The sequence below is a fragment of the Flavobacterium succinicans genome (assembly GCF_001662485.1).
GTDB lineage: Bacteria > Bacteroidota > Bacteroidia > Flavobacteriales > Flavobacteriaceae > Flavobacterium > Flavobacterium succinicans_A.
Genome location: NZ_JMTM01000017.1, coordinates 230,116 through 255,242, shown reverse-complemented (window position 1 = coordinate 255,242; position 25,127 = coordinate 230,116). Strand labels below are relative to the sequence as shown.

Here is a 25,127-nt window from a genome sequence, read left to right as displayed (position 1 = left end):
AGAAATAATAGAAATAATTAATTTACTAAATTTGTAAAAATCGATTTATAAAAAAATGCCTGAAAGTTTAAATTTTATTGACTTATTTGCAGGAGCATCAGGTATGTCCGAAGGCTTTGTTAAGGCTGGCTTCTCTCCAATTTCTCACATTGAGATGAACAAAGAAGCTTGCGATACAATTTCAACAAGGTCTGCTTACCATTTCCTGAAATCCGAAAACTACATTGAATTATATTACAGATACATACAAGGTAAAATAACAAAAGAAAAATTCTTTTCTAATTTGCCACCAGAAATTTCAAAATCTACTATCAATATTGAAATTAATGATAAAACTATAAAACCACTTTTTGAAGAAATTAAAAAATCAAAAAAAGAAATAGATTTAATCATAGGCGGACCACCATGCCAAGCGTACTCATTACTGGGAAGACATCAAGACGATATTGAACAAGACCCTAGAAATAAATTATACATACAATACGGTAGATTTTTAAAAGAATTTCAACCTAAAGCATTTGTTTTTGAAAATGTCCCAGGTATGCTAAGTGCAAACAAAGGACAACATTTTAAAAACTTAAAAACCTATTTTAAAAAATTAGGTTATGAAGTATATCACGATACTTTAAATGCTTCCGATTATGGTGTAGTACAAGCAAGAAAAAGAATAATTATTGTAGGCTGGAAAAAAGAAAATGATTTTGGATTTCCTGATTTTGAAAAAACAGATTTAAAATTTACAGTTAATGATGCTTTTGCTGATTTAAAAAAATTAACTCCAGGTGAAGTACATCAAGTTAGTTCTTACACTAAAAGAAAGAATAGTTATTTAGAACAATTTGAATTGAGAAATGGAGTAAATTTTGTAACACAACATATCTCAAGACCTCATAATGATAGAGATTTAGCAATTTACAAAACAGCTATTGAAAAATGGAATAAAGACCAAGAAAGGTTAAAATATCCTGATTTACCAGAAGAATTAAAAACACATAAAAACGAATCTTCATTCATTGACCGATATAAAGTTGTGAACGGAAAAGGAGTATCGCACACTGTTGTTGCGCACATTGCAAAAGACGGTCATTATTACATTCATCCTGATATTGAACAATGCCGCTCTATCTCAGTAAGAGAAGCTGCAAGATTGCAATCATTTCCAGATGATTTTTATTTTGAAGGCTCTCGCTCCGCAGCATTTAAACAAATAGGCAACGCAGTACCTCCATTAATGGCTAATGCGATTGCTAAAAAAATGAAAGAATTATTATGTCAATAACTAAACATAATATTAAAGCTAAAAGTCATATTTTAACTTTATTAGGTGAAGAACTTATAGGAAACGATGGTTTAGCAATCTTTGAATTAGTAAAAAATTCTTACGATGCTGATGCAACAGAAATAAAAGTAACTTTTGTTGACTTAAACACTCCAAATCAAAAAATTATTATTGAAGATGATGGTCATGGAATGTCGCCAAACATTATTGAAAATGTTTGGTTAACAATAGGTACTGATTTTAAAAGAGGAAAAAACAGAAAAGTAAGTAAAAAATTTAATCGAGTTTCTCTTGGAAACAAAGGTGTTGGTAGATTAGCTGTACACAAATTAGCAAAAGAAATAAATGTTGAAACTCAAGTTGAAGGAGATTTGTTTTCTAGCCAATTTTACATTAACTGGAATAATTTAATAAAATCAAAAGAATATATACAGGATTTAGAAGTTGAAATTGAAAATGTTCCAAATACACTTTTTGAAAAAGGTCATGGAACAAGAATAATTTTATCTGGTTTAGTAAATAAAAATTGGACAAAGTTATTACTAAGAGATTTAGTAAGAAAAATTGAAAACATTAAAAATCCATTTGTTAAATTTCCTAATTTTAATATTGAAATTACAGCAAATGACCACCATCAAAATTGGTTAGAAGGAATCAAAACTTCATCAGAAATATTAAAAGATAGTCTTTATCAATTTGATTTTGAAATAAAAAAATGGACTCCAAATAGTAATGATTTACCTAATGATGATCATTTAGCAGAATATCTATGGTCTTATAATTTCAATTCTCATCCACATATGAAAATTGAAGAAAAAGAAATAAAATCTAGACCAATAATGAGAAAAGAGCATTTCAAAAGTTATGATGAACATATCATAAATAATGTTTTAGAAATAGGAGATAAACTAGATTTCATTGATGAGAAAGGAAGAAAAAAGCTTCTTCTTAACTCTGACTTAAATAATATTGGAACAATCAAAGGAAAATTTTATGTTTTTAATTTAACAAAAGATATTTCAAATTTATTTTTTGGAGGTCAAATAAATGCTGTAAAGGAGTTTATTCGTCTTAATTATGGAATAAAAATCTTTAGAGACGGTATAAGGGTATATAATTACGGAGAACAAACTGATGATTGGTTAGAATTAGATTACAGTAAAATTCAACATGCTGGTAGTCACTTTGCAAGAAAAATAACAATTGGAGCTATCGAGTTAAATTTAGATGAAAGTGAAAATGGTATAACAGAAAAAACAAATAGAGAAGGTTTTAATGAAAACTATTATTTTTTTAAGTTAAAAGCAATTGTAAAAGAAGTCTTTTCAAAATTCGAAAATGAATCTAAATCTGACAAAGAAAAAGTACAAGAGTATATAGACAAATTTAAACCCGTTAAACACTCAGGACTATCAGAAACTATTAAAGAACTAAGCTTAAGTATAAAAGATAAAAATCTTGAAAAAGAACTTTCACCCTTAATTAAAAGGGTTGAAAAAGATTATACAGAAATGCGTGATGTGATGGTTAGTTCTGGGATGACAGGATTGAATCTTGGAGTTGTTTTTCACGAGATTGACAGAGAAATGAGATTCATCAATGTTGACATAAACAAGAATGAATTTGATATAGAAAATGTTAGAATAAGAGTTAAAAATTTAATCCAAGTATTAGAAAATTTTTCACCAATACTTAAGCAAAATCAAAAAATTAATATTAAAGCCAGTGAACTCGTAAATAAAGCCAAAAATATAAATATAAATAGATTTGGGTTTCATAATGTTGTTTTTTCTTCTCCTCTTTTGTCTAATGAAAATCCAGATTTTAATATTTTTGGAGAAGGTAACTTATTGATTAGTGCTATTTCAAATATCATTGACAATTCCATTTACTGGGTAGGTAATCAAAAAGATATTAATGATAAAAATTTTAAAGGAGGAATATATATAGGAACCGACTTAAAAAGTTTTAATGGTAATGCAATAATAATAGCTGATAATGGATCTGGATTTAAACTTGAAACAGAAGAATTAATTAGAGCATTCGTCACATCTAAACCAGGTGGGATGGGTTTAGGACTTTATTATGTAAATTTGGTTATGGAAATGTTAGGTGGTAAAATAATTTTTCCAGACAATAGTGATTTGGATATACCACAAGTTTATAATGGAGCGTGTATTGCTTTAGTTTTTCCAAAAAAATAATATTATGTTTAGAAGTAATAGTAATGTAATTATTGTGGACAATAACCCAGATCACATTAAAATATTGAACCAAGTTTTTATAGATAATTATATTAATTGTAAAACATTTGTATATGATTATTATAATAAAAATGAAGAGCCATTAAAAGATGTAAAAATTGCTTTTTTTGATGTTAATCTTCCTGATACATCTACATCAAATAAAAAAGTAATATTTAATGATTTAGCAAATGCATTAAACGAGTTTATTTCTCAAGAAAATGGTTTATACGCATTAGTTTTTTGGACACAAAACAAAGATTTAGTTCATGAATTTATTGCCTACATTAATGAAAGAAGACCAGAAACACCAAAGCCTTTTAATGTTTCAGTAATTGATAAACATGAATTCCTTGTTGAGGCAGGTAATGATTTGTTTGGAGTTTTAAATACTATTTTAAATCAACCTTGTATTAATCTTTTGTTTGATTTTGAAAACCACGTGAAAAATACTGCCACTAAAACTATAAATGAATTATATAACATTATTCCAAATAATTCATGGGGAGATAATCAAACTTTTAATGAAAACTTTGATTCAATTTTTTCAAAAATTGCAATTGGATCTTTAGGATATGAACATGCAAAAGAGAAACCTGATAATGCAATTTATGAAGCTTTAATGCCTTTGGTATCAAATAACGCTATTAACTCAAACGATTCAAAGTTATGGGAGCAGACTTTAACAAAATTAAAGAATTCTAATAAAAATTCTCAACCTAGTTATCCGTTAAATTTTGAACATTCGATATTGAACTCAATTTTTCATGTTGATAAACTAAACATATTACAAAAAGATAAAAGAGGATTAGTTTTGGAATACTGTTTTATGCCTAATGACATAAAAAACACTTTGAATTATTTTAACCATTTAGAAGAAGAATGTATAAATCTGTTTAATAAATTCATCGTTTTTAATAATGATATAACAACAGCTGAACAAAGAGGAAATATTAGAGGAAAATCAAAGTTTGTTGCTATTGAGATTAGTGCTTCATGTGATTATTCGCAAAAAAAACCTAGAAACAACAAATATATTTTAGGTTTAATGACTCCAAAAATAAATCAATCTTTTATCCAATTTAATTCTATTTCAGAATCTATTTTTCACAAAGATATCCCAACTATTAATTTTGAAAAAGAAAATTATCAATTTTGGTTAAACTTAAATTATTCTTTTAGTGATTTTGAAATCAGTAGAAATATAGGAAAACCACTTTTCTCGTTTAAAAAAGAAATGACAGATATGATTGGTAATCGATATGCAAACCATATCTCAAGAATTGGAATAACTAGTTTTTAAGTTCAAAAAAACAGCCCAGCTTAGTTTTTTTTATTTACAATTTCTCACTAAAACAAAAACAACCTTATTCCCAACTCAAACCCACTCTTTAGCTTCGACATGCGATTCACTAATATAACTTAGGTATTGCACCATACGTGATGAAGTACCGTAATTTGGAGTTGCACAATGTGGCAGGGCTTGATGCCAAATCACCATGTCGCCAGCAGAAGCCGCAATCGCTTGTGGTTGCAATGTTGCTAAAGCATGAGCTCTTGGATGCACACCATCAGGAACATGTTCCATCCATTCAGTAATTTTATTATGAAAACCAGGCACACAATGAAAAGCGCCATCTTGTGGTCCACAATCAGATAAATAAATCAAGCCTTGCAATCGGAACGGAATGGGCAATTGCAAACTCACATCCCAATGTAAATCACTACCCTTAAAAGAATAATTCTGAGTCACTGGTGGATTAAAACTTACTTTATCTATGGTTTTATAAATAGCTTCGGACTGATACAGCTGTTCGAAAGCTTTCTTGATTTTGGACGAAGCTCTGTTTTTTTCTAACAAGGGATGGTCAAAAAAATTAACCATCATTCCACGTTGTTCGGGATGGCTTTGGTACCAAGTTTCGGGTTGTTCTGGATGCATTCCCAAAAACTCCCAAATGACCTGTTGAGTCGCAGCACAATCCGCCTTTGAAATCGCATTTGGCAAAATAAGATACCCATTGGTTTCAAAAAAAGTAAGTTCCTCATCATTTAAAACGCTACCAACTTCTGCAACTGATGGAACTAGTTTAGTTTCTTTTTCACTGACCCAATGCTCAAATTCTTCAATAGATGGTTTTTCAAAGTACAAATAATGCAAGGCTTCATCAATTCCGACTCCTCTTTTGTACAAAAATTCTATTTCATGTGTCCAGTTTGAGGTCGTTTCTTTGACTCCTAAAGCTCTATTTCTGAAAGTAACAAGTAAGCGATTGGTGTTCATAAGTAAATCATTAACGGTATATCAAATATAACAAATGCAAAAAGCATTATAATCTAAGATGCTCTAAAGTCCCAGTTTTTAGTTATGAAATCTGATTTTACTGTTTGAATCATAAAAAAACCAGCTCTAAAGCTGGTTCTCTCATTTCTTCTTGACAATTTTATCCGATTTCTTCTTCTTCGATTTTTTCTTTGGCTTTTGCAAGTCCTTTTTGGCTTTTAACCGCTTAGTTACTTCATCAATTTCGAAAGAATCGTTTGCAAAAGAAACTAATCTTACTTCCTTCATTACTTTTATCGCCTCTTTTATCTTGTGTTGACGTTCCAACAATTGCACTTTTTTTAATAAAATTGCCATTTTGTTAATCCCTTTAATCGTTAAGGCAAAATCAATTAATTTAGAAGCCTCTTCATAATCTTCATTCAAAAGCAAAGTTTCTATATAATACGGATAAACTGCTACAGCATCTATATTAATGGCCAATGCTTCTTGAAAATAGGTTTTTGCTTCTTCATAATTTTGCAATTGCTCCGTTTGAATTCTTCCATACAAACACAAAGCTGTTGTGTTTTTCTCATCGTAAGACAAGGCATAATCCAAAGCTTCTGAAGTTCCTTCCAACCAATACGGATAATTATCCAAGGCTTGAAATAAGTATTTATCAGTATTTTTCATTTTTTAATTCGTTTTTTAATTGCTGTCGTACAGCTTTAAATTTCTTCTCTTTTTTGAGTTTTTTAAAATCAGAACCTTCAAACGTACGAATTGGATTCCCTCGTTCCACGGCTAATTGATTCGTCCATTGACTTTGAAATTGTTGTTTCAAAAGATGCAATTGGGCTTCATTTAGTTTAAGCAACAAACGCTCCGTAGCCAATTTTTTATTCTGATGTTGTGAACGTGAATCCATGCTTACCACACTAATTCCCGTTGGTACATGTGTCGCTCGAATAGCCGAACTCACTTTATTCACATGTTGACCGCCTGCTCCCGAGCTTCGCATGGCTTGGTACTGAATGTCTTTTTCAGAAAAATTACGAGATGGAATTGCGTCTACTTCGAAAATTCCAATAAACCAATTGCTGCGTTTGTGAAATTTTCTAAACGTACTTTTTCCAATCCATTGAATGGTGCCTACCCATGAATCCGAAAATTCAGTCGCATCTTTTCCAATAATTTGGACCATTGCCGAAGCTACTGTTCCATTTTCGGAACCTGCTTCGTGTTGCAAAACAGTTGCTTTCATTTGTAAAGCTTCCGCTTCTTGCAACACTTTTTTCAGTACTTGAGCCACAACCCAAGTACATTCTGCTGGTCCTCTTCCCGATGTTATTTGTATAATCTTTTCCATGTTATCGGTCCATTCTAACAATTTTTGGTGTAAAAGTGCCTAACACATCCACCAATTCCGTTTGTAAATTCATCACCGTATGAATGTTTTTATACGCCATTGGTGCTTCGTCAATATTGCCTCCGATTAAAGAAACATCGTTGTCAGCCAAAACTTTTTTAATCTGACTTTGTGTAAAAGTAGCTTTGCATTTCGCTCTCGAAAACAAACGTCCCGCTCCGTGCGAAGCCGATTGCAAACTTTCTTCGTTACCTTTACCCATTACAATAAATCCTGGCGCCGTCATCGAACCTGGAATAATTCCCAATTGTCCTTTAGCAGCTGGCGTGGCTCCTTTTCGGTGCACAATACATTCTTTCCCATCCACCATTTCTTTCCAAGCAAAATTGTGATGATTTTCGATGGTTACCACAATGCGTTTCCCTAGCGCTTTAGCCAATCTTCTGTGAATATCTTCATGACAAGCTTTCGCATAATCGCCTGCTAAATTCATAGCCAACCAATATTCTTGTCCGTCGTGTGTATTCAAATCCAACCAAGCCAAATGCTGAACATTTTTAGGTAACGGACATTGTTTACTTGCCAAATAGGTGTAATGTTTAGCGATATTGGCGCCCAAGCCGCGTGAACCGCTATGCGATAAAACCGCCACGTATTCTTTGGCTTCCAACTTCCATTCAGGTAAGGGATTGTCTAATTTTACAATTCCGAATTCCACAAAGTGATTTCCTCCACCAGATGAACCTAATTGCTTGTAGGCTTTGTCTAACAACTGTTTCACAACTGGAATGGTTTTGAATTCGTCTCGGTAAAAGACTTCGTGATCGGCTTTAATTTTATGCGTTTCACTCATTCCAAATTTGGTGTTGTCTTTCAAAATGGCTTGCAATTGATGGTCTTTCCCTTTTAGAAAAGACGCAGGCAAATCGAAAATCGATAAGCTCATTCTGCAACCAATATCTACTCCTACACCATACGGAATTACCGCATTATCTGTGGCTAATACACCACCTATTGGCAATCCGTAACCAGAATGGGCATCGGGCATTAAAGCCCCTTTTACCGAAATAGGCAATTTTAAAGCGTCGTACAATTGAAACTTTGCTTGTTCGTCAATTTCGTTTTCCCCAAAGATGGAAAAAGGGGCTCGAGTCGTTTTCAATTGATTGAATTTTACTTGAACGGGATTGACTAAACCTTCAGCTACTTTTCCCCAAGTACCGTCTCCTTTGAATTTTTCTGGATATAGCAACACTTGTTTAGCTTCGGTTAAAATACTTTCCTTTTTCTCTTTTTTTCGATATCTGTTAATTTGCCCTAAGGCAATATTTATGGCATTATTTTTTGGGAAGCCTAACTTAATTAAGTCTTTCCCGGATAGTTTATTTCCCATGATTATTTTAAAAATGATTCATAACAATGCGCAAAAACTTACCAAGAAGGCAGAGCAATAGCACATTGCATTTTTTTTGAATACGTTTCGGGAAAATTTTTGAAGGTTCTAGAATAAACAAAAAAAAGCCCGAAACTAAATATCTTCGGGCTTTTTCATATATGTTATTTTATCTATGATTGTGTGAAGCCGCGAAGAAAAGCCACACCAGTTCCAACTGATGCAATGCTTTGAGGTAATGATTTAAATACAAACATTTTCTTCGCTGTTAAAAGGTTACTAATTTTCTGCCACAAAGATTTATTTTAATTTTTTAATTTTCCTAATTAATTTTACATTTTTTTTAAATAAATCGTGCAAAAAACTAATAATCAACACTTTAAATTTATAAAATAAATTATAAATATTGTTTAAAAATGGTTCTAAACAAAAAAAGCTATGAATTAAATCACAGCTTTTTTAAAAAATAATAGTAAAATTTTTAAATAGAATGCACTGTTGCATTATTGTTTGCCACAATAATTGAAGTGTCATAACCTCCAAAAGCTTTTAAATAACTTCGCAATGAAGTTCCATAAGCATCCCGGAAATACTTTTTACCATTATACCTAAAAAATTTCTTTACAGATCCTGCACCAGCTAAATGAGCTGCTGCCAATATGCCCGACTCGGTAATTAGGATTCCATCGATAACACTTCCTTCGTGTTTTTCGATAACATCTTCAAGAAGATGTTTGTTTTTGGATAGAAGTGCAACAAAAGCTTTCTCTTGTAATTCTGGGCTGTTTAAAAACTTTTTAGGGCTTTTAACTCCGACTGCTTTTAGGGTTTGCACTCCAAATTGATATTTTCCCAAATATCCCAAAGAATTTACTTTTTTATATTTACCTCGAGATTCTTTGTGAGCTACTGCTTCTTTAAAGCCAATGAACTCATATTTGGTAAAGGCAATGTCTGAAATAGACGTTTCGGTGGAAGGAAAAGCTGTTGTTGTAGTTTCCTTTTCTACAGGTTGAGCCACTGGACTGAGGCTCTTTTTTTCGTTTTTGAAACTTAAGCTTAAAAATGTTATAATACCTATTAAACCTAAGAAAAAATACCATCTCTTTATCATAAATTGAATTTCTTCACACGCTGTCACCCTGTGAAATTTCTATGCGCAAAGATACCACTTAAAAAAACGAGACTGAAAAACAGCGAGTTAAAAAATGTTAAAAGTAAAAGGAGTGTGCCTTAAAACCAGTGTGAGTGCTATATGACAAAGTTGGAGCAGGTACTTTTATGGTGTTAAAAACCGAAAAAATGGTCTTCAAAAAACGATATTTAGTAGGTATTTTCGTTAAATCAACATCAACACTGAGATAAAACTGTCGTTGTCGCTGATCTTTTGCATCAATTCCAGATAACATTCCATCACCACCATATCCTAAAGCTAGATTGAGCCATTTTGGTATTTTAGATCCTTTAAAAAAAGAATGCATATTAATCGATAACCAGTATGTCTGTCCGTTATAATCTTTCAGTAGTTGTTCTGAAAAAGTACTTCCCAATTTATTGGGATTTTGTTCAGCAAATGAAGTAGTATGAAAAGAAAATTTAGGTGTAATTCGTTGTTCTTTCCAAAGCAATTCTTGCGAAACATAAAGCCCTGTTCCAATCCCATTGGCTAAAATATCACCAGAAGAAGCTCCCCATTCAGCAGAAAAGCCATCCATTACCTCTACTATAGACAAAAAGGCAAATCCTAAAGTAGCGCCATAAATCAGTTGATCTTGTTTCCGAACGCCACTCCAATGTAAAGCTTCGGCACCAAAACGCCCCAAATGATAAGCAGAATACAAATGCCCTATTTTGTCCATCTGCAACCACTCGGCATTATCATTAATAAAATGAAAATTTGATTTAGGATAATCCGCATACCAAAGTTGATTCAAGCCTAACAAAGTCGCTCCACCCAATACTGATTCGGTAATGATAACGGCGTTTCTTCTTTGAATATTTAAAGAATCGGATGGGGTAAAAAAAAAGTTTGGAGCCTCTTGTGCAAAAAGCCCAAAAGTGCTCCAAAAAAAAAGTAGCAATCGAAACATAGTATTTCGAAAGGAGATAATTATCGTTTCACACCTTGATTGTTGATCCAATCTGAATATCTTTTGGCATTAATATTATGTTCTGGTAAAGTAGCTGCAAACTCGTGGTACCCAAAACGATCAACACTAGCACAAAAATAAAGGTAATTGTGTTTTTCGGGTGCCAAAACTGCTTCGAGTGCCGTGATATCAGGCATAGCAATTGGACCTGGAGGCAAGCCAATATTCTTATAGGTATTGTAAGGCGAATTCAAGAACAAATCGTTGTAAAACACGCGTTTTATTACTTGATTAAAATCATTGCTTTTCTTTTTTAAGGCAAAAATCACTGTAGGATCTGCTTGTAGAGGCATCTCTTGTTTCAAACGGTTCAAATACACACCTGCAATTCGAGGTCTTTCGTCTTTTTTTACGGATTCTTTGTGCACAATAGAAGCCAAAATAGTGGCTGTAACAGGCGTCAAACCTTGTTGAGCCGCTTGTTGTATTCTTTTTTCGTTCCAAAAAGTTCGGTATTCTTTGATCATTTTATCACGGAACTTTTCGGCTGTAATGTTCCAATATACTTCATAAGTATTGGCAATAAACATGACAAAAACATTATCCTCTGTAAAACCATTTTCCTTAAGAAAAGTCGAATCTTTGAAGGTTGTCAATAACGACAAGCTATCTGGCTCGATTTGAGATCCTACACGTCCGGCTAAATTTTCTAAACGCTCTTGGTTGTTGAATGCCAATTTTACGGGATCATTACTACGCATGGTTTTTACCAAATCATAACTGCTCATTCCTTTTTTTAGCAAAAAACGACCTGACTTCACATTTTCCGGATAACTTGTTTTTCCAGCTACCATTTCAAATCGCTGCATGTCTTCAACATAAGGCTCAATCAGCTTTTTTATTGCTTCATAATCAGAACCAGTAGGAACATATACATATACTTTTTCCTCATTAAATTTGGTATTGGCACTAAAGATTTGACGAATTAATACGAAACCGTACACTAATAATACAGAAGCTACAACGACAGCTCCGATTGAAATGATTTTTTTTACGTTCAAAATAAAAATTTTAAAATTTATGATTAATTAACTGAAAGATAGCCTCGTCTTTGTACGTACCATTTACTAAAATCCAATCTTTTTTTGTTCCAATTTTTTCGAAGCCAAATTTAGTAAAAAGAGCAATACTAGCGTTGTTTTCTGTACCAATATTTGCGTAGAGCTGGTGCAAATTCAAGTCATAAAATGAATACCGAATCAAAAGTTCTAGCGCTTCGGAACCAATTTGTTGGTTACGATTGGAGCTATTTTGAATAACAATCCCCACTCCTGCTTTATTGTTTTTTGGATCGAACTCAAATAAATCGATTAAACCGATTGCTGGAAAATCTTTTTCCTGGCAAATGGCCAAACGCAATTGCTTAGCTTCGTAAATATCTTGCTGCGCATTTTCTAAATATTGCTTCACCAAGAAGCGACTGTAGGGTGTTTGCGTATTGCTTACTTCCCAGATGCTTTGGTCATTTTCCATAGCATATACAAACTCCAAGTCATTGGGTTCTAAAGCACGGAGATAAATGGTTTTCCCTTTTAATGTATTCATCAAGATTTTAGAATAATTAGATTTCGATTTGACCTTTGAAAACGAATTGAGCAGGTCCTTTTAAGAATACATTGGTATACTGACTTCCTAATTTATCAAAAGATACTTCTAATTTCCCTCCTTCAACATTCAAATGAAGGGCTTTGGCAGAGGTCACTCCCGTTGCATTCATTGCGATTGCAACTGCTGTCACGCCTGTACCACAAGCCAAGGTTTCGTCTTCTACGCCACGTTCGTAGGTACGAACTGCAAACGTATCTTCGTTTATTTGAGACACAAAATTGATGTTGCTTCCCGCTTTGCCATACAATTCACTATATCGGATTGCCGCACCCTTTTCTTTGACATTATAATGTTCAAGATCATTTACAATCTGCACATGATGTGGTGAACCCGTATTCAAAAAAGTGTATTCAGGAGTAATTGTAAGTTTATCAACATCTATCATCTGCAAAGAAACCAAACCATTTGCCCCAACAGTTGCATGATGCAAACCATCTGTAGCAATAAAAGTTGTAGTTTTATCAATAACGTTCAATTGTTTAGCAAATGCCACCAAGCAACGCCCTCCATTACCACACATCGAACTTTCATTTCCATCAGAATTATAATAAACCATACGAAAATCCGTATCCTTATCATTTTCAAGTAAAATCAAACCATCGGCACCAATTCCAAATCGTCTATCGCATAACCGTTCAATTAGCGCGACATCATCTTTTGGAAAAAAAAGAGAGCGATTATCAATCATTACAAAATCGTTCCCTGTTCCTTGGTATTTATAAAAATCTATCACCATTTTTCATACTTTTAGAACACAAAAGTACAATTAATAATGAAAAGTTAAACACTGTTAAAGTGCGTTAAACTACTTTTTGGAAATTATATTATCTATTAAATTTGTGACCAATTAACTAATAAAACTAAATTGTATCATGAAAAAATTTTCATCCTTATTTTTGGTGTCATTGTTAAGTGGTGCTACCACTTTGGGTGCTTACAAGCTTTTGTTTGAGAGCAATGGGTATTTTTCAAATGACAAAAAAGGTATTGTAACAGTCGCCTCAGAAAATTACGGAAGAAATGTAGGCCTTTCGGCAGAAGCAGTAGATTTTACCGAAGCAGCTGATAAAGCCGTTCATTCAGTGGTTCACGTAAAAAATGTATCGCGTAGAACGGTAAGTAATCCTATCATGGAATTCTTTTACGGTTATGGAGGCGGACAATTACAAGAACAAGTAGGTACCGGTTCGGGAGTAATTATCTCTGAAGATGGCTATATCGTAACGAATAATCACGTAATAAAAGACGCTTCCGAAATCGAAATCACACTGAACAATAAAAAAACCTATCCTGCCAAATTAATCGGAACCGATTCAAAAATGGATATCGCTTTGTTGAAAATCAATGCCGATGAAAAATTGCCCTATACTGTTTTTGCTAACTCCGATAACGTAAAAGTTGGCGAGTGGGTTTTGGCTGTGGGTAACCCTTACAACTTAAACTCGACAGTAACCGCAGGAATTGTTTCGGCAAAAGCTAGAAATTTAGATGCAAGAGGCATACAATCGTTTATTCAAACGGATGCCGCGGTAAACCCAGGAAACTCTGGTGGCGCGCTGGTAAATGCTAGAGGAGAATTAATCGGAATCAATACGATGATTTCTTCTCCAACAGGAAGTTATACAGGATATTCTTTTGCAGTACCTTCTAATAATGCTAGAAAAATCATTGAAGATTTAATGGAATTTGGAAACGTTCAGCGAGGCATTCTTGGAGTAGAAGGTAGAGAATTGAATAGTCCTGCTTCTAAAGATTTAGGAATAAAGGAAACGGAAGGTTTTTACATCAATAAAGTAAGTAAAAATTCTGGAGCTGAAAAAGCAGGTTTACAAAAAGGAGACATCATCGTAAAAATTGATAATCAAAACATAGCTTCTTTTGCAGACTTGTCGGGATACATTAGTACCAAACGTCCTAACGACAAAGTAGAAGTCAATTACATTCGCGAAGGTAAAAACAAAGCAACAACAGTAACCTTGAGTAAAAATGATTATTTCAGTTCAGAATTCAAAGGAATTGAAGTAGAAAATATTGATGCTGCAGACAAAAAGAAATTCAAAATTGACTATGGTGTAAAAATCAAAGCCATAACGAATGAACGTTATTTACAATATGCTGATGAATTACAAGGCAATATCATTTTGAGTATTGACAATGTCAAAGCTACCAATGTAGAAACTGTTTCAAAAATCATGAAAAACAAGGAAGAGCAACAAAGCATCCGAATTGAAATGATTAACCGAAATGGAGAAATTTTTAGAATAATCATTTAACGAGACATCAGAAGAAACTAATAGCCATCATGCTTTAATGCGTGATGGCTTTTTTTTTATAAAAAAAATCACAAAACAGTTTACGAAATCGATTGAAATAAGATACTTTTGCAAAAAATTTAAAAAAACACAACTTTATTTTTTACAAAATTTCAACATGAGTACAACCCATTTATACGAAAAAGAAGTTACGTTACAAGCCGACAGAAGACGATCGGGAGTAGAATTAATCAAAATTATTAGCGATTTGTGGTATGACAAATCCATCGAATTGGTTTTATTCAGAAACCATTTGATTGACAGAAATGTAAGCGAAATTCTAAACTTGCATGAGTACGCAGGAGAATTTGTGGGTAAACCCATTTCGATTTCTGATTCTGTAGAAATCGCAAGTGTAATTCTTTCTTTAGACTTACCGCCTTCTAAATTAGATATTGGGAAACTGACCTACGAATACGGTCTTTTGGACGAAAAATATCCAGATGCTAGACATTTTGTCATTGACAAATTAAAAGAAGCCAAAACAAGTGATGAAATTCAACCAAAAGATGTGGTATTATATGGTTTTGGAAGAATTGGACGTTTATTGGCTCGTGAGTTGATGTCTAAAACAGGTAAAGGTGACCAAATGCGTTTAAGAGCGATTGTAACTCGAGATAAAAACGATGCTTCTAGCTTAGAAAAAAGAGCTTCTTTATTGCGTTACGATTCCATTCATGGCGATTTTAATGGTTCTGTTATTGCAGATCCAGCCAACAATGCATTAATCATCAACGGGACTACCGTTCATATGATTACTGCCAACACTCCAGAAGAAATTGATTATACTGCTTACAATATTGACAATGCCTTAGTAATCGACAATACTGGAGCATTCACTACTCAAGAAGCTTTGAGTCGTCACTTAACTTCAAAAGGAACCGATAAAGTATTGCTTACTGCTCCAGGAAAAGGCGTTCCAAACATCGTACACGGGGTAAACCAAAACGAATACAATCCAGACGAAGTATCTATTTTCTCAGCGGCTTCTTGTACAACTAATGCCATCACTCCAATTTTGAAAGCTATCGAAGATACTTTGGGTGTTGTAAAAGGACATTTAGAAACCATCCACGCTTACACCAACGATCAGAATTTGGTCGACAACATGCATAAAAAATACCGTCGTGGTAGAGCTGCTGCTCTAAATATGGTAATTACCGAAACAGGTGCTGGAAGTGCGGTTGCCAAAGCCTTACCGTCATTAGAAGGAAAACTAACTTCAAACGCGATTCGTGTTCCTGTTCCAAATGGTTCATTAGTGGTTTTGAATCTTGAAGTGAACAAAGCAACTTCTGTCGAAGGCATTAACAACATTATGAAAAAATACGCTTTAGAAGGCGAATTGGTAGAGCAAATCAAATATTCTTTGAACAACGAATTGGTTTCTTCAGATATTGTGGGAACTACAGCTCCTTCAATCTATGATAGCAACGCTACTATTGTTTCTAAAGACGGAAAAAACATAGTATTGTACATTTGGTACGACAACGAATACGGCTACAGTCATCAAGTTATTCGTTTGGCCAAATACATTTCGAAAGTAAGACGCTATACTTACTATTAGTAGATAGTATTCATACTAATCCGTTGATTAAAATCAAACAGTAAAAAAAATTTAACCATATACAAGATAATAGATTGTAAAGAACATAAAAAAATGAATAGAAATAGCACTATTTTACACATAGTATAACTATGTGAATAGTAAAACGTCTATTGTACTCTTTTAAAAACTAAAACTCTATGATTCTCCTATGTGGTAAAAAAAACAACGGATAATGTTAATTATAATTCAACAAACCATCAAGAGGCAACTTTTGATGGTTTTTTTTAAATCGGTAACACCGTTGTGCTTTTCACTTCAGAAATAATAAAGAAACTATTGATCAAACTAACCTCGGGCAAGACCGATAACTTCTTTTGATGAAAATGGTGGTAACTTTCCATATCAGGCAAAACCACTTTTAGCAAATAATCAAAACTCCCCGAAACAAAATCACATTCCACTACTTCAGGCAAATTCAGAATCGCTTCATTAAAAGCCTCAGAAATATCAAAAGTTTGTTTTACCAAAGTAACTTGGCAAAAAACGGTTAAGTTCTTGCCTAACTTTTTCTTATTGAGCACTGTGACATATCTATCTATAACTCCTTCTTTTTCAAGACGTTTCACTCGATCATGAACAGGTGTCAAGGATAAATTGATTTGATTCGCAATGTCTTTTAGCGTCAAATGCGCGTTCGCTTGCAAAAGCCGTAAGATTTTTTTGTCGGTTTCATCTATATTCATAATGAAGGTATTTTTTCTAGATGGGATTCTTTAGATAATTTTTCTTTTTCAATCCAAAAAAACGATTTCGTAAAGAAATATTTTAGGCTAATTTACTTAAATAAATTAATTTTTACCTATTTAATGATACTATGTAAAAACTTTTTCTTTTTAAATTACTTTTATCCTTTCAAACAAGTAGTAACTTAAAACTCTCTCATATGATTATTGGTGTTCCAAAAGAAATCAAAAATAACGAAAACCGAGTAGCTCTTACACCTGCTGGTGTAGCCGAATTCAAAAAACAAGGGCATACTGTATATGTACAAACCAATGCTGGAATCAACAGTGGTTTTGGGGATCAATCTTATATAGATGCAGGAGCATCCATTCTTCCAACTATCGAAGCAGTGTATGACATTGCCGAAATGATCATTAAAGTAAAAGAGCCAATCGCTTCTGAATATCCTTTGATTAAAAAAGACCAATTATTATTCACCTATTTCCACTTTGCTTCTTCTGAGCCATTAACACACGCAATGTTAGAGCGCGGAGCCGTTTGTTTGGCTTACGAAACGGTAGAAAAAGCAGATCGTAGCTTGCCTTTATTGGTGCCAATGTCTGAAGTAGCGGGACGTATGTCTATCCAAGAAGGAGCTAAATATTTAGAAAAACCAATGAAAGGAAAAGGAATCCTTTTAGGTGGTGTACCAGGTGTTCCTCCAGCAAACGTAGTAGTTTTAGGTGGTGGAATCGTAGGAACACAAGCAGCTAGAATGGCCGCTGGATTCGGAGCTAGAGTAACCATTATGGACGTAAGCTTACCACGTTTGAGATATTTGTCTGATGTAATGCCAGCTAACGTAGTAACTCAAATGTCAAATCATTACAACATTTGCGAAGCGATCAAAACTGCCGATTTAGTAATTGGTGGTGTGTTGATTCCTGGAGCCAAAGCGCCTCACTTAATCACTCGCGATATGCTAAAATTAATGAGCCCTGGAACCGTAGTAGTAGACGTAGCCGTTGACCAAGGAGGTTGTATCGAAACTTGTAAACCAACCACTCACGAAGATCCAACGTTCATCATTGATGATATTGTTCACTATTGTGTGGCCAATATGCCGGGTGCGGTGCCTTACACTTCAACTTTGGCGTTGACCAATGCGACTTTGCCATACGCATTACAATTGGCCAACAAAGGATGGAGAAAAGCCTGCGAAGAAAACAAAGAATTAAAATTAGGATTGAACGTAGCCAACGGAAAAGTTGTATACCGTGGCGTTGCCGAAGCTTGGGATTTACCTTTGCACGAAGTAGAAAGCGTTCTAGCAGAAGAAGCTGTTTGCTAATTCTTAGAGTTAATACCAATAACTTATTTAAAATAGTCCATTTTGTCAGTTCGAGCGCAGTCGAGAACCCTCGTCACATCTCGACTGCGCTCGATATGACAAGAATACAATTGGACTATATTGAAATAGTGTTTGTTATAACATACAAAATCCGTCTCGTTGCAAAACCAGACGGATTTTTTTATGCTTTTTTGGAGCGGAAAGAATGGGCACTTTTGTGAGCATCGTCCTGCTCTCCGCTCTATCTTTGCTTTTTAACCCAAAAAGCAAAGGATGCCGCTGCGATCAGGGCTAAAAGCTGAGAAATGGCTTTCTTGGAGGTATTGAAAAAAATTAGCTTTTATTATCTAGATACTTTACTACTTTCTTATAAAGTTTTACGACAAAATATACAATTGTAATTAGCAAAACTAAAACAAACAATTGCCATAAAAACAAACCTATACTTAAATCATTTATAGTTTTTTCCATTTTTTTAATCTACTTTTAGAACAGATAGTACTGCTCATTTTTAATATTGTTCTTTGTTCGACGATAATAAAAAAAATGTTGATTCATTTTTTCCTAGATCTCCTGAACTAGTCCATTACTACTCCTTCAACACTTTACGCTGCGTAACATAATACACTGGAATACCCGTAAGCATAATCAGTACGCCCCAACCACAAGTAGAAAATTTGGTAAACAATAACGAGATACAAATTGCCGAAGCAATTACGATATACAAACCTGGCAAAAATGGATAGCCAAACGCTTTGTATGGACGCTCGGCATCGGGCATTTTTTTACGTAAAATAAAAATGCCGTAAATGGTCAAAATGTAAAAAATCAATACAATGATGATTACAAAATCCAATAAATCGCCGTACTTACCCGTCAAACACAAAGCTGAAGCCCAAAAACACTGTGCCCAAAGCGCCCATCCTGGTACGCTTTTTTGATTCAATTGTGCGGCTTGTTTGAAGAACAAACCATCTTTGGCCATTGTATAATACACTCGGGAGCCCGCCATAATCAATCCGTTGTTGCACGCAAAAGTCGAAATCATAATCATTACTGCAATAATCACCGTCCCGTAATCGCCAAACGTATATTGAGAAGCGACCACCGCTACCCTATCGGATTTGGCTGTAGCAATTTCCTCTAACGGAATAACTGCCAAATACATCAAATTGGTCAAAACATAAATAATAGTTACAATGAAAGTCCCTAGAAACAAACTCAAGCCCACATTGCGTTTTGGATTTTTCAATTCGGCTGCAATAAAAGTAACTCCGTTCCAAGCATCACTCGAGAACAACGACCCCACCATAGCAGCAGAAATCCCAGCTAATAATGCCGTTCCAGCAATTGGTGTCCATTGTTTTGTATCTAAATTATAGGATTTGGTTTCCCATACGTCTGTCCAGTTCACGTCCCAAACTTCAGCTTTTGCTGCGAGGATGAATCCAAAAACAATCAATCCAAAAAGCGACAAAATTTTGATAATCGTTAGCACGGTTTGCAACGTTTTGCTGTCTTTTACGCCGCGACTGTTGAGATAGGTTAAGAAAACAATGGTAATAATAGACACAATTTGAGCCGCGTTAAGTTGAAAAGCACCCAAATCGAGCAAAATGTTTTCATCACTCAACGATGGAATCAAATAGGCGGCAAACTTAGAAAAACCTACCCCCACCGCAGCAATAGTCCCGGTTTGAATGACGGCAAAAAAACTCCATCCGAATAGAAACGCAATCAATTTGCTATACGCTTCCTTAAGATACACATATTGTCCGCCTGCATTGGGCATCATGGCACTCAATTCGCCATAACTTACCGCAGCAATCATGGTAATTAGTCCTGAGATTAACCAAATTAAAGTAAGCCAAGCGGCAGAACCCACTTGTCGTGCAATATCGGCACTTACAATAAATATTCCTGAGCCAATCATGGAACCTACTACGAGCATGGTACCGTCTAAAAGTCCGAGTTCGCGTTTAAAATCTTCGGGTTTGTTTTCTTGCATGGGTTGTTTTTTTTGATTTTAGTTGGCTAAAGATATACTTTTTTGTTAAAATTTGAACTTCTTACAAAAAAGAAAAGAACATAATTTACAACTCATCCAATAGAAAGGAAACTGAAAAATTATGCTCGTATAACGAAAGAAAATGCAAATACTGATTTTTTAAAGAACTACCTCAACACGTGACCGTCGAGAGGAAAAGCAACTGTTTTTTTCAGTATTTTTGACTATGTTTACAAAAGGGCACTATGATAATCTTTAGCCCCGGGAGGAGCGGCATCCTTTGTCTTTTTTCTTTAAAAAGACAAAGATATAGCGGATCACGGGACTTTGATGGCCAAAAAGCCGATTGTTACTGCTCCTAAAATTCACCATCGTAAAATGTAACTATGTTAGAACGCATCGACATCATCAATAATTTTAATCCCTTAAAAGGAGATTCAGACGCTGACACTTTTGTGAGGTACAGAAAGAGTAAATGGCTCTTACTTGTGAATGGAGTTTTGGCAGGAATTTGTTTTTTGTTTGTTTTCTTGGCAATTATAAATGAATACTTAGAGCTTGAACATCTGCCAAAATGGAGCAAAAGCGGAACAATGTTTCTGGTTTCATTTTCATTTTTTATTAATTTACAAAGTGAAATTTACAAAACCGTTTTGCTGCAACATTTGATTAGAATCGAAAATAAAAACAGTAACCAAATTGAAGAAACAAACTCGAAATTGGAGGCTATTCTTAGTAATATCACCAATACAAAAAGAGCATTACCTATCATTCTGCTTGCAATTTTACTGATTATCGGAAGTGTAATCCAAGTGCTTTCTGATGGAGCCTTTGAATATTGGAATTATTTCATACTACCCTTAATCGTCTTGTTATTGTTAAGTATTTATAGAACGTTTTCCAATTATACTGCCTTAAAAGAAAACATTGCTGCATTTGAAAATCAAACACTTTACGCCTAATTCCCCAATGAAAAAACTACTCCTATCCCTATTATTTTTAGTTTTCAGTGTTTCGGCTGCCACAGCACAAACACAGTTAGAGATGAACGAAAAAGCCTCGCTAGATTACAAGAAAGCCGATGCAGAACTCAACAAAACCTACAAAAAGTTGGTTTCGCTTTTGGACAAAAATGAAAAAGCGTTGCTCATTCAAGCGCAAAAAGATTGGATAAAATACAGGGATTCGCATTGTAAATTTGAGGCTGATCCTTATACTGGAGGAAGTATAAAACCTTTAATTTGGCTGACTTGTTTAGAGGAAATTACCAAAGAAAGGACCAAACATTTAAATGAGAGTCTCAAAAATTTAAACCGATAAGACATGGAAACGGTGGACTCTTATTTCGCAAAATTTCCCGAAGCCTGTCGGATCAGAATGCAGCAAATTAGAACGCTCATTTTAGAAAAAGCGCCCGAGGCACAAGAGAGCATTAGCTACGGAATGCCCGCCTACAAAACGAATGGAAAACCGTTGATTTACTATGCGGCTTTCAAAAATCACATTGGTTTGTATGCCACCCCTTCTGGTCATACGCATTTTGCAGAGGCGCTTTCGAACTACAAACAAGGAAAAGGCTCCGTGCAGTTTCCGAATGAACAGCCGCTTCCACTTGATTTAATCGCTGATATTATTACATTTAGAGTAGAAGAAAACGCCTCTAAAACGCAATAAAAAAACCTCATTTCGCTATGGCGGCAAAATGAGGTTTTAAAAACAAACCATCTACAAGTATAAATAAAACTAGTTTAACAAATGCTACTACTTTTTTAAGCAATCGCGCAAAGCAAAATCAAGATTCTTATATTGAAATCGGAATCCCAAATGCAATAATTTATCATTGGATATTCGTCTTCCGGTAAGGACTAGAACCGACATTTCCCCGAGAACCCATTGCAATACAAAAGCTGGAACATTAGGCAACCAAACCGAATAACCGTAATTATATGCTAGGGTTTTGGAAAAAATAGTATTTGTGGTACTATCTTCTATTGCCGCATTGTAAGCGCCTTCCATTGCTTCATTTTCTATCGCTTCAAGATAAATAGCACACAAATCGTGAATATGAATCCAAGGCATATATTGATTACCAGAACCCAATGCTGAACCAAATCCGTATCGAAAAATTGGAACCATTTTTTGCAAAAATCCTTCATTTTTTCCCAAAACCAAGCCTGTTCTCACTTTTACAGTGCGAATACCAAGTGAGGCTATGGCATCAGCGGCTTTTTCCCACTCTTGACAAACTTTTCCCAAAAAATCATGAGCCACTGGTGACTCTTCGGTGCAGATTCCTTCGCCATTCAACGCACCATACACTCCAATACCAGAGGCAGAAATAAAGGCTTTCACTTTTTTATTATTGGATTGTAAAACTGACGCCAGCAAGCCTGCTGATTGCACTCTACTGTCTAAAATTGCTTTTTTACGTGCTAACGTCCAACGCTTATCGCCAATGGATTCTCCGGCCAAATGGATGATATAGTCAGCTTCCAAAACGGCTATTTCTTCGATGTTGCCGACAGAAACATCCCAAGTATAATAAGAAATATCTTCAGTATTCTCCTTTGGTTTTCGCGTCAATACATTGACTGCATATCCCTTGTTGAGTAACATTTGAATCAAATATTTCCCAACAAAACCAGTCCCTCCTGTCAACAATACCCTTTTTTTCATCTTATTATTTTTTGAGTTATCAAAATAACTTATACAAACATAGGTTAATATTTTGTTTAACATTATTAAAAATAAGTTAAACAATAGTATCTTTATACTCTAATTTAAACGCAACAACAATGGCAACTAAAAAAGCAGTACTATCTAAAGACTTAATAGTATCCTATTACATGAATCATGTGTTAGAACACAACGAAAAACCAAAATCAATTTATCAATTTGCGCAGCAGAACGGATTTAGCGAAGCGGAATTTTACACCTTCTTCGGGACACTTGACGCTATCGAGAAAGAAATCTTCATTCAATTCTTTGACAAAACCATCGAATTACTAGAAAAAAATCCAGCATATGCTAGTTATGACATGAGGGCTAAACTGTTGAGCTTTTATTTTACGTTATTCGAATTAATTACTGCGAACCGAAGTTATGTTTTATATGCCTTGCAACAGCATAAAAATCAGTTAAAAAACGTAATGCTTTTGACTGATATTCGTAAAAAATTCAAAAATTATATAGGCGAGATTACCACCGATGATTTCCGCATTCAAATAGAGCGTTTTCAAGAATACCAAGAAAAAGCGACAAAAGAATCGTTGTGGATTCAGTTTTTACTCACCTTAAAGTTTTGGATGGACGACAGTTCCGCTGGATTTGAAAAGACAGACATTTATATAGAAAAATCGGTTAAAGCAGCTTTCGAATTAATGAACATCACGCCTATTGACAGTTTAATCGATTTTGGAAAATTCCTATTCAAAGAAAAAATACAAAAAAACTAATGAAAACTATAGACTATATTCCTACTTCAAAGATTGAACGAGCGACCAAATTGGTACAAACAGGGGCAAAAGTAGGCGTGAATTACCTAAAATATTACGGCGAAAAAATAGTCAACTCCGACTTGACGAGAGACAAACTCAACGAAGACAATGCCGAAGATATTTATGATGGCCTAAAAAGTTTAAAAGGAAGTGCGCTAAAAGTGGCACAAATGCTGAGTATGGACAAAAATTTTCTACCACAAGCCTATGTAGAAAAGTTTTCATTGTCGCAGTTTTCTGTTCCGCCTCTATCAGCTCCTTTGGTGCTGAAAACCTTCAAAACCAATTTTGGCAAAACCCCTTATGAAATTTTTGACGAATTCAATGCCGAATCGGTAAACGCAGCAAGTATTGGTCAAGTACATTTGGCCAAGAAAAACGGAAAAAAATTGGCGGTAAAAATTCAATATCCAGGCGTAGCCAATAGCATTTCGTCGGATTTGGCTTTGGTTAAACCAATGGCGATTCGAATGTTTAATCTACAAGGTAAAGATTCTGATAAATACTTTAAAGAAGTAGAAGACAAATTGATTGAAGAAACCAATTATACGCTTGAACTTAAACAAAGTCAAGAAGTAGTGGCAGCTTGCCAAAAAATAGAAAACTTGGTTTTTCCCGCCTACTATCCAGAATTTTCATCCGAAAAAATCCTAACGATGGATTGGATGACAGGAAAACATCTATCTGAGTTCACTGCCGAAAATACCAACCAAGAAACCGCCAACAAAGTTGGACAAGCACTTTGGGATTTTTATATGTACCAAATTCACGTTTTACGAAAAGTACACGCCGACCCACATCCTGGGAACTTTTTGGTAGATAACAACCAGCAATTGGTTGCATTGGATTTTGGTTGTATGAAAAGCATTCCGAATGACTTTTATGTGCCGTACTTTGAATTAATAAACAAAGAAATCATTGACAATAAACAACTCTTTAATGCCAAATTATTTGAGCTTGAGATTTTAAGAAAAGAAGATACTCCAGAAGAAATTGCGTATTTCACCAGTATGTTTTATGATTTGCTATCGCTATTCACTTTGCCGTTTCAAAACACGCATTTTGATTTTTCAGATGAAGTCTTCTTTAACAATATTGCGCAATTGGGTGAGCGTTTCGCCAAAGACACCAACCTGCGCAAGATGAATGGTAATCGAGGTTCCAAGCATTTTATTTATATGAATAGAACCTTTTTTGGTTTGTATAATTTGATGTTTGACCTTAAGACTTCCATTGCGGTAAATCAATACCAAAACTATTTGTAGATAGAATTTAGGTTTCAGGTGCGAGTAACGATTCTCGTGATAGAAAATTCAATGTCGCCTTACAAGCGCAAAACTATGACAAACAGTCCAAATTCCAGCAACGCTGGCTACAAC

23 protein-coding genes are annotated in these 25,127 nt (G+C 34.4%); 11 read left to right on the top strand and 12 right to left on the bottom strand.

The features are described from left to right. The first annotated feature begins 55 nt into the window (after window positions 1-55). From FLB_RS03330 to FLB_RS03320, 3 genes are read left to right on the top strand one after another with little or no spacing between them, the layout of a single operon-like run. Window positions 56-1,279: a DNA cytosine methyltransferase gene (locus tag FLB_RS03330; RefSeq protein ID WP_064714537.1), complete on the top strand. Its 1,224-nt coding sequence runs from the start codon at window positions 56-58 to the stop codon at window positions 1,277-1,279. Continuing rightward, window positions 1,270-3,483: an ATP-binding protein gene (locus tag FLB_RS03325; RefSeq protein WP_064714536.1), complete on the top strand. Its 2,214-nt coding sequence runs from the start codon at window positions 1,270-1,272 to the stop codon at window positions 3,481-3,483. Before FLB_RS03330 ends, FLB_RS03325 begins: the two co-directional genes overlap by 10 nt. A gap of 4 nt (window positions 3,484-3,487) precedes the next feature. Then, window positions 3,488-4,825: a hypothetical protein gene (locus FLB_RS03320; RefSeq protein ID WP_064714535.1), complete on the top strand. Its 1,338-nt coding sequence runs from the start codon at window positions 3,488-3,490 to the stop codon at window positions 4,823-4,825. A gap of 75 nt (window positions 4,826-4,900) precedes the next feature. Here FLB_RS03320 and FLB_RS03315 read toward each other — a convergent pair whose 3' ends face one another. From FLB_RS03315 to dapF, 9 genes are all read right to left on the bottom strand, one after another. Then, complete coding sequence (locus tag FLB_RS03315; RefSeq protein WP_064714534.1) at window positions 4,901-5,806, bottom strand: phytanoyl-CoA dioxygenase family protein; 906 nt, start codon at window positions 5,804-5,806, stop codon at window positions 4,901-4,903. Between the two features lie 141 nt (window positions 5,807-5,947). Next, window positions 5,948-6,481 carry a hypothetical protein gene (locus tag FLB_RS03310; protein ID WP_064714533.1) on the bottom strand — a complete coding sequence of 178 codons (534 nt, stop codon included), beginning with the start codon at window positions 6,479-6,481 and terminating at the stop codon, window positions 5,948-5,950. Then, window positions 6,468-7,157 carry a peptide chain release factor H gene (gene prfH / locus FLB_RS03305; protein WP_064714532.1) on the bottom strand — a complete coding sequence of 230 codons (690 nt, stop codon included), beginning with the start codon at window positions 7,155-7,157 and terminating at the stop codon, window positions 6,468-6,470. The genes FLB_RS03310 and prfH overlap by 14 nt, the downstream gene beginning before the upstream one ends. Window position 7,158: 1 nt before the next feature. Beyond that, window positions 7,159-8,550 carry an RtcB family protein gene (locus tag FLB_RS03300; RefSeq protein WP_064714531.1) on the bottom strand — a complete coding sequence of 464 codons (1,392 nt, stop codon included), beginning with the start codon at window positions 8,548-8,550 and terminating at the stop codon, window positions 7,159-7,161. Between the two features lie 481 nt (window positions 8,551-9,031). Next, complete coding sequence (locus tag FLB_RS03295; protein WP_317038983.1) at window positions 9,032-9,571, bottom strand: peptidoglycan-binding protein LysM; 540 nt, start codon at window positions 9,569-9,571, stop codon at window positions 9,032-9,034. A 190-nt stretch (window positions 9,572-9,761) separates the two neighbouring features. Continuing rightward, window positions 9,762-10,640, bottom strand: coding sequence for a DUF2279 domain-containing protein (locus tag FLB_RS03290; RefSeq protein ID WP_064714530.1), 879 nt, complete (start codon window positions 10,638-10,640; stop codon window positions 9,762-9,764). Window positions 10,641-10,660: 20 nt separating this feature from the next. After that, window positions 10,661-11,701, bottom strand: coding sequence for an endolytic transglycosylase MltG (gene mltG, locus FLB_RS03285; RefSeq protein WP_064714529.1), 1,041 nt, complete (start codon window positions 11,699-11,701; stop codon window positions 10,661-10,663). Between the two features lie 10 nt (window positions 11,702-11,711). Further along, window positions 11,712-12,245, bottom strand: a complete 534-nt coding sequence (locus FLB_RS03280; protein ID WP_064714528.1) for a GNAT family N-acetyltransferase — start codon at window positions 12,243-12,245, stop codon at window positions 11,712-11,714. Between the two features lie 16 nt (window positions 12,246-12,261). Further along, window positions 12,262-13,044 (bottom strand): diaminopimelate epimerase, encoded by a 783-nt coding sequence (gene dapF / locus FLB_RS03275; protein ID WP_064714527.1) that lies wholly within the window; start codon window positions 13,042-13,044, stop codon window positions 12,262-12,264. A 136-nt stretch (window positions 13,045-13,180) separates the two neighbouring features. Here dapF and FLB_RS03270 point away from each other — a divergent pair, with 136 nt between their 5' ends. Beyond that, a complete protein-coding gene (locus FLB_RS03270; RefSeq protein ID WP_064714526.1) occupies window positions 13,181-14,581 on the top strand; it encodes a Do family serine endopeptidase in 1,401 nt (466 codons plus the stop codon). Window positions 14,582-14,738: 157 nt separating this feature from the next. Continuing rightward, entirely contained in the window at window positions 14,739-16,187 is a 1,449-nt protein-coding gene (locus FLB_RS03265; protein ID WP_064714865.1) for a glyceraldehyde-3-phosphate dehydrogenase, read from the top strand. A gap of 266 nt (window positions 16,188-16,453) precedes the next feature. Here FLB_RS03265 and FLB_RS03260 read toward each other — a convergent pair whose 3' ends face one another. Continuing rightward, window positions 16,454-16,912 (bottom strand): Lrp/AsnC family transcriptional regulator, encoded by a 459-nt coding sequence (locus tag FLB_RS03260; RefSeq protein WP_064714525.1) that lies wholly within the window; start codon window positions 16,910-16,912, stop codon window positions 16,454-16,456. A 200-nt stretch (window positions 16,913-17,112) separates the two neighbouring features. Between FLB_RS03260 and ald the strand changes: the two genes are divergently transcribed. Beyond that, entirely contained in the window at window positions 17,113-18,243 is a 1,131-nt protein-coding gene (gene ald / locus FLB_RS03255) for an alanine dehydrogenase (protein ID WP_064714524.1), read from the top strand. A 589-nt stretch (window positions 18,244-18,832) separates the two neighbouring features. On the opposite strand, the gene FLB_RS03245 is transcribed toward ald, so the two are convergent. Continuing rightward, window positions 18,833-20,251: an APC family permease gene (locus tag FLB_RS03245; protein WP_064714522.1), complete on the bottom strand. Its 1,419-nt coding sequence runs from the start codon at window positions 20,249-20,251 to the stop codon at window positions 18,833-18,835. Window positions 20,252-20,637: 386 nt separating this feature from the next. Between FLB_RS03245 and FLB_RS03240 the strand changes: the two genes are divergently transcribed. From FLB_RS03240 to FLB_RS03230, 3 genes are read left to right on the top strand one after another with little or no spacing between them, the layout of a single operon-like run. Next, the gene (locus FLB_RS03240; RefSeq protein ID WP_064714521.1) at window positions 20,638-21,213 is read left to right on the top strand and encodes a hypothetical protein; all 576 of its coding nucleotides are present in this window, start codon (window positions 20,638-20,640) and stop codon (window positions 21,211-21,213) included. A 7-nt stretch (window positions 21,214-21,220) separates the two neighbouring features. Beyond that, complete coding sequence (locus tag FLB_RS03235; RefSeq protein ID WP_064714520.1) at window positions 21,221-21,571, top strand: lysozyme inhibitor LprI family protein; 351 nt, start codon at window positions 21,221-21,223, stop codon at window positions 21,569-21,571. A gap of 3 nt (window positions 21,572-21,574) precedes the next feature. After that, window positions 21,575-21,925, top strand: a complete 351-nt coding sequence (locus FLB_RS03230; RefSeq protein WP_064714519.1) for an iron chaperone — start codon at window positions 21,575-21,577, stop codon at window positions 21,923-21,925. An 87-nt stretch (window positions 21,926-22,012) separates the two neighbouring features. Here the strand turns inward: FLB_RS03230 and FLB_RS03225 are convergent, their stop codons facing one another. Next, window positions 22,013-22,927, bottom strand: a complete 915-nt coding sequence (locus tag FLB_RS03225) for a TIGR01777 family oxidoreductase (RefSeq protein WP_064714518.1) — start codon at window positions 22,925-22,927, stop codon at window positions 22,013-22,015. 119 nt (window positions 22,928-23,046) lie between these two features. On the opposite strand from FLB_RS03225, the gene FLB_RS03220 reads away from it, so the two are divergent. After that, window positions 23,047-23,706 (top strand): TetR family transcriptional regulator C-terminal domain-containing protein, encoded by a 660-nt coding sequence (locus FLB_RS03220; protein ID WP_064714517.1) that lies wholly within the window; start codon window positions 23,047-23,049, stop codon window positions 23,704-23,706. After that, window positions 23,706-25,013, top strand: a complete 1,308-nt coding sequence (locus FLB_RS03215) for an ABC1 kinase family protein (RefSeq protein ID WP_064714516.1) — start codon at window positions 23,706-23,708, stop codon at window positions 25,011-25,013. The genes FLB_RS03220 and FLB_RS03215 overlap by 1 nt, the downstream gene beginning before the upstream one ends. Window positions 25,014-25,127 lie beyond the last annotated feature (114 nt).

Excerpts from the sequence above, each read along its gene's own strand:
- ald (WP_064714524.1), top strand. The coding sequence starts at position 17,113 with ATGATTATTGGTGTTCCAAAAGAAATCAAAAATAACGAAAACCGAGTA.
- FLB_RS03230 (WP_064714519.1), top strand. The coding sequence starts at position 21,575 with ATGGAAACGGTGGACTCTTATTTCGCAAAATTTCCCGAAGCCTGTCGG.
- FLB_RS03220 (WP_064714517.1), top strand. The coding sequence starts at position 23,047 with ATGGCAACTAAAAAAGCAGTACTATCTAAAGACTTAATAGTATCCTAT.
- FLB_RS03300 (WP_064714531.1), bottom strand. The coding sequence starts at position 8,550 with ATGGGAAATAAACTATCCGGGAAAGACTTAATTAAGTTAGGCTTCCCA.
- FLB_RS03310 (WP_064714533.1), bottom strand. The coding sequence starts at position 6,481 with ATGAAAAATACTGATAAATACTTATTTCAAGCCTTGGATAATTATCCG.
- FLB_RS03315 (WP_064714534.1), bottom strand. The coding sequence starts at position 5,806 with ATGAACACCAATCGCTTACTTGTTACTTTCAGAAATAGAGCTTTAGGA.
- FLB_RS03235 (WP_064714520.1), top strand. The coding sequence starts at position 21,221 with ATGAAAAAACTACTCCTATCCCTATTATTTTTAGTTTTCAGTGTTTCG.
- FLB_RS03320 (WP_064714535.1), top strand. The coding sequence starts at position 3,488 with ATGTTTAGAAGTAATAGTAATGTAATTATTGTGGACAATAACCCAGAT.
- FLB_RS03330 (WP_064714537.1), top strand. The coding sequence starts at position 56 with ATGCCTGAAAGTTTAAATTTTATTGACTTATTTGCAGGAGCATCAGGT.
- FLB_RS03260 (WP_064714525.1), bottom strand. The coding sequence starts at position 16,912 with ATGAATATAGATGAAACCGACAAAAAAATCTTACGGCTTTTGCAAGCG.
- FLB_RS03245 (WP_064714522.1), bottom strand. The coding sequence starts at position 20,251 with ATGCAAGAAAACAAACCCGAAGATTTTAAACGCGAACTCGGACTTTTA.
- FLB_RS03325 (WP_064714536.1), top strand. The coding sequence starts at position 1,270 with ATGTCAATAACTAAACATAATATTAAAGCTAAAAGTCATATTTTAACT.
- FLB_RS03280 (WP_064714528.1), bottom strand. The coding sequence starts at position 12,245 with ATGAATACATTAAAAGGGAAAACCATTTATCTCCGTGCTTTAGAACCC.
- FLB_RS03265 (WP_064714865.1), top strand. The coding sequence starts at position 14,739 with ATGAGTACAACCCATTTATACGAAAAAGAAGTTACGTTACAAGCCGAC.
- FLB_RS03240 (WP_064714521.1), top strand. The coding sequence starts at position 20,638 with ATGTTAGAACGCATCGACATCATCAATAATTTTAATCCCTTAAAAGGA.
- dapF (WP_064714527.1), bottom strand. The coding sequence starts at position 13,044 with ATGGTGATAGATTTTTATAAATACCAAGGAACAGGGAACGATTTTGTA.
- FLB_RS03290 (WP_064714530.1), bottom strand. The coding sequence starts at position 10,640 with ATGTTTCGATTGCTACTTTTTTTTTGGAGCACTTTTGGGCTTTTTGCA.
- FLB_RS03270 (WP_064714526.1), top strand. The coding sequence starts at position 13,181 with ATGAAAAAATTTTCATCCTTATTTTTGGTGTCATTGTTAAGTGGTGCT.
- FLB_RS03215 (WP_064714516.1), top strand. The coding sequence starts at position 23,706 with ATGAAAACTATAGACTATATTCCTACTTCAAAGATTGAACGAGCGACC.
- prfH (WP_064714532.1), bottom strand. The coding sequence starts at position 7,157 with ATGGAAAAGATTATACAAATAACATCGGGAAGAGGACCAGCAGAATGT.
- FLB_RS03225 (WP_064714518.1), bottom strand. The coding sequence starts at position 22,927 with ATGAAAAAAAGGGTATTGTTGACAGGAGGGACTGGTTTTGTTGGGAAA.